Source organism: Actinomycetospora sp., assembly GCF_055612215.1.
The window spans coordinates 1-3466 of sequence record NZ_JBVPVA010000575.1 but is presented as its reverse complement, the minus strand read 5'-3'; the positions used below and the strand labels follow the sequence as shown (position 1 = coordinate 3466).

5 protein-coding genes are annotated in these 3466 nt (G+C 73.1%); 3 read left to right on the top strand and 2 right to left on the bottom strand.

The genetic code is table 11. The annotated features are described in order from the left end of the window. Positions 1–267 precede the first annotated feature (267 nt). Positions 268–621, bottom strand: coding sequence for a VOC family protein (locus tag AC0CYZ_RS15880; RefSeq protein WP_472216998.1), 354 nt, complete (start codon positions 619–621; stop codon positions 268–270). Positions 622–743: 122 nt separating this feature from the next. Between AC0CYZ_RS15880 and AC0CYZ_RS15875 the strand changes: the two genes are divergently transcribed. Together AC0CYZ_RS15875 and AC0CYZ_RS15870 are read left to right on the top strand one after the other, a co-directional pair. After that, positions 744–2018: a M23 family metallopeptidase gene (locus tag AC0CYZ_RS15875; RefSeq protein WP_472216996.1), complete on the top strand. Its 1275-nt coding sequence runs from the start codon at positions 744–746 to the stop codon at positions 2016–2018. A gap of 84 nt (positions 2019–2102) precedes the next feature. Further along, entirely contained in the window at positions 2103–2453 is a 351-nt protein-coding gene (locus tag AC0CYZ_RS15870) for a hypothetical protein (protein WP_472216994.1), read from the top strand. 13 nt (positions 2454–2466) lie between these two features. On the opposite strand, the gene AC0CYZ_RS15865 is transcribed toward AC0CYZ_RS15870, so the two are convergent. After that, positions 2467–2985 (bottom strand): hypothetical protein, encoded by a 519-nt coding sequence (locus AC0CYZ_RS15865; protein ID WP_472216992.1) that lies wholly within the window; start codon positions 2983–2985, stop codon positions 2467–2469. Between the two features lie 94 nt (positions 2986–3079). Between AC0CYZ_RS15865 and AC0CYZ_RS15860 the strand changes: the two genes are divergently transcribed. Then, positions 3080–3466: MarR family winged helix-turn-helix transcriptional regulator (locus AC0CYZ_RS15860; protein ID WP_472216990.1), on the top strand; the 387-nt coding region annotated here is incomplete at its 3' end.

Below are 3466 nucleotides of genomic sequence, written 5' to 3'. Positions count from 1 at the left end.
AGGACGGGCGCGACGCCGAGGCCGAGGTGGACACCGACACCCTGGTCGACGCGATCGGCCGGCACCGGTCCGCCTACGGCGCGATCGCGGCGGCGCTGGAGCACGAGAACGCGCTGGGCAGCTCGGTCGAGTGACCCCGGGACGACCGCGGCGGTCAGGTGACGACGGACGCCGTGGTGGTCGTCGTCGAAGGGCGGCATCGGATGGCCCCGGACCGCTCAACCGACCACCGGCGCCCGGTACACGTCGGTCCACCTGGGCGGTGGCTCAGTCGACGTGCTGGGCGATGTTGAAGACGTTGCCGTCGGGCGCCCGGACGAAGAAGCGACGCACACCCCAGGGCTCGGTGGTCAGCGGGTGCACGATCTCGTAACCGCGCTCCCGTGCCTCGGCCAGCGCCGCCTCGACGTCGTCGACCCGGACGGAGGCCACCGAGTCCTCCGGCGCGGTCGCGTCGCGGGTGACCAGCTGGACGCTCGCGCCGGTCTCCGGCGAGGAGAACCGGGTCACCCAGTCCATGTTGATGGACTCGTCCGCCAGCCCGAGGTAGCCGGCGTAGAAGCTCCGCGCCGCGGCGATGTCGGGCACGCGGAGGTTGGTGTAGATCGTGGTGACGCGCATGCGGTCCTCCCTCGAGCCGGTCGGCACCGGCGACGTCGTCGAAGGCCTGATTCTGCGCTGCATCCCTCGTCGAGACCCAGGTGCCTGTACGAGTCCCGCGGTGCTCCCTAGAGTCCATCCGCGTGGGGACCCGGCGGCAGGACTCGTGGAGCACGACGATGCGCCGCCACCACCTGGCGGTCGTCGGCGTGACCGCGCTCCTCGTGCTCGCCGGCTGTGCCTCGACCACCGCCAGCCCACCTCCCCCGGTGTCCCCCGCACAGGATCCCGCGACGTTCCTCCCGCTCGTGATCACCCCGGTGCCCCAGGACCCGTCGCCGGTGCGGGGCACCGACGGGAAGTTCCACGTCGTCTACGAACTGCAGGTGCTCGACGCCGGCCCGCGCGCGGCGACCCTCACCTCGGTCGAGTCCCTCGCCGACGGCCCGGCCGGCCGCGTCGTCGGCAGCCTCGCCGGCCCGGCGATCACGGCCCGATCCCTGCTCGTCGGCGACTACACCCTGCCCCCGAAACCGGTCGCCGAGGTGCCCGCAGGCCGCACGGTCCTGCTGCTCCTCGACGACACCTACGACAGCCGCGACGCCGTGCCCGCCGCCGTCGTGCACCGCGTCCGCGCCACGTTCGGTCCGCTCCCGCCCGACCAGGCGACGTTCGCCGCGGCGACGTTCCCGTCGACCAGCGAGCAGGTCACCGGACCGGTCCGGATCGACGGGCCGGCGCCGCGGGTCATCGGTCCCCCGCTGACCGGCCCCGACTGGGTCGCGGTCAACGGCTGCTGCGAGCTCTCACCCCACCGGGCCGCGATGGTGCCCCTCGCGGGGCGCATCAACGGCGGCGAGCGGTACGCGGTCGACTGGTCCCGCTTCGACCTCGCCGCCCGACCCATCGCCGACCTCGCCCGCGGCACGCAGGCCACGTTCGCGGGCGACCCGAACCGCAACGAGGACTACTTCACCTTCGGCCAGCCGGTCCTGGCGGTCGCGGACGGCACGGTCGCGGCCGTGGTGGGTGACATGCCCGAGACGCCCCCGCACCAGTTCCCGACGTTGCCCCTGGACGACCTGGGCGGCAACCGGATCGTCCTCGACCTCGGCGGCGGCGCCTACGCCTTCTACGCCCATCTCCAGACGGGCTCGCCTGCGGTGCGGGTCGGTGACCACGTCCGCCGGGGTCAGGTGCTCGCGCGCGCCGGGAACTCCGGCAACACCAGCGAATCCCACCTGCACTTCCAGCTCATGGACTCCCCCGCCGCGCTCAGCGCCACGAACCTGCCGTTCGAGATCGACACGATGACCTGGGAGGGCTCGGTCACCCCCGAGACCGTCGTCGCCGACCCGCCTCCGGGACCGCGCACCGACGAGCTCCCGCTGCTGGAGAGCGCCGTCGGCTTTCCCTGAGCTCGCGACCGTCCGCGGCCGCGAGCGGGCGGCGCCGGACGCCGGACGCCGCTCGGCCGGGTGGACCTGTCACCATCCCGGGCCATGTCCTCTGAGAGCGGGAGTGGATCGGAGCGCGGCGGAGCCGGCTCCGGCCTGGGTGCGGTCGCCGGTCGGTCGCTGGGCGTGCTGGCCTCGTTGGTCCGCATCGTCACCGTGGTGTTCGCCGCGGTGCTGGTCGTCCACGTCGTGCTGGTCGTGACGTCGGCCAATCCCCGCAACGGGGTCGCGACGGCCGTGGCCTCCGCGGCGGACCACCTCACGCTCGGCCTGGGAGACCTGTTCGCCCCCTCGAGCCCGTCGCTGGAGGTGGTCCTCAACTACGGCCTGCCCGCGGTGGTCTGGCTGCTCATCGGGATCGTCGTCTCCCGGCTGCTCGGCGCACTCGCCCGATAGCTCACCGGGACGCTCACGAGCGCGCCGGACCGCGACGCCCCCCCAGAACCAGCGCGAGCCCGACAACGGCGAGCACGAGCAGCAGCAGCGCGGTCGCGACGTTGTTGGGCAGGCCGAGCGTCTCCGGGCGGTCGAGGGGATGGCCGTAGACCGGGTCGTCGACGAAGAAGTACGACGTCCCGGGCCAGCACCCCGCCCCGAGCACCACGAGCCAGAACGCGCCCGCGAGATAGGCCCCGACGGCCATGGCGAAGCGGTCGGTGACCGGGCGGCCGAGCAGACACATCAGCGCACCCGCCCCCAACGCCACGGGCGCCAGGAACGACATCGCGGCATGCAGCTTGGCGTGCGGTAACCACGCCGGGTTGGCGATGTGCGCACCGCGCAGGACGACGGCGTCGAGCAGGACTGGCACGACGATCGTGACGACGGCGATGACCACGAGCAGGGCCCGACCGGCGCGCGCCGCACGGCGATCGCTCCGGGGCGCGGACGGGATCGGTCCTCGGGTGGAGATGGTGACGTCGGGCATCGGAGCTCCAGGGTGACGGCTTCGCTTCACCCGTGATTGTTACAGGAGTAACGACTACATGGGAAGCCATCCCGGGTGTCGCTACGCTCGGGCCGTGAGCGAGACCTCCCCGGAGTCCCCCGGCCCGCCGAGCCCGGTGCCGTACGCGGTGGGCCCTCTGCTCCGACGAGCCCATGCGCGAGCAGCCCGGGCGTTCTCCGAAACGCTGGCTCCGCTGGGCATCGAAGGCCGACACTTCGGCGTCCTGGCGGCCCTCGTCGACGGACCCCGCACGCAACGGGACCTCGTCGACGACGTCGGCACCGACCGCGTCTCGATGATGCGGATCGTCGACGACCTCGAAGCCCGTGAGCTCGCACGGCGACGGGCGGTACCCGGCGACCGGCGGCTGCGTTCCGTCGAGCTCACCGACCGGGGCCGCGCGGTCTTCCACGAGGCGGAGGGGACAGCCCGATCGACGGGTGACGCACTGCTCGCCCAC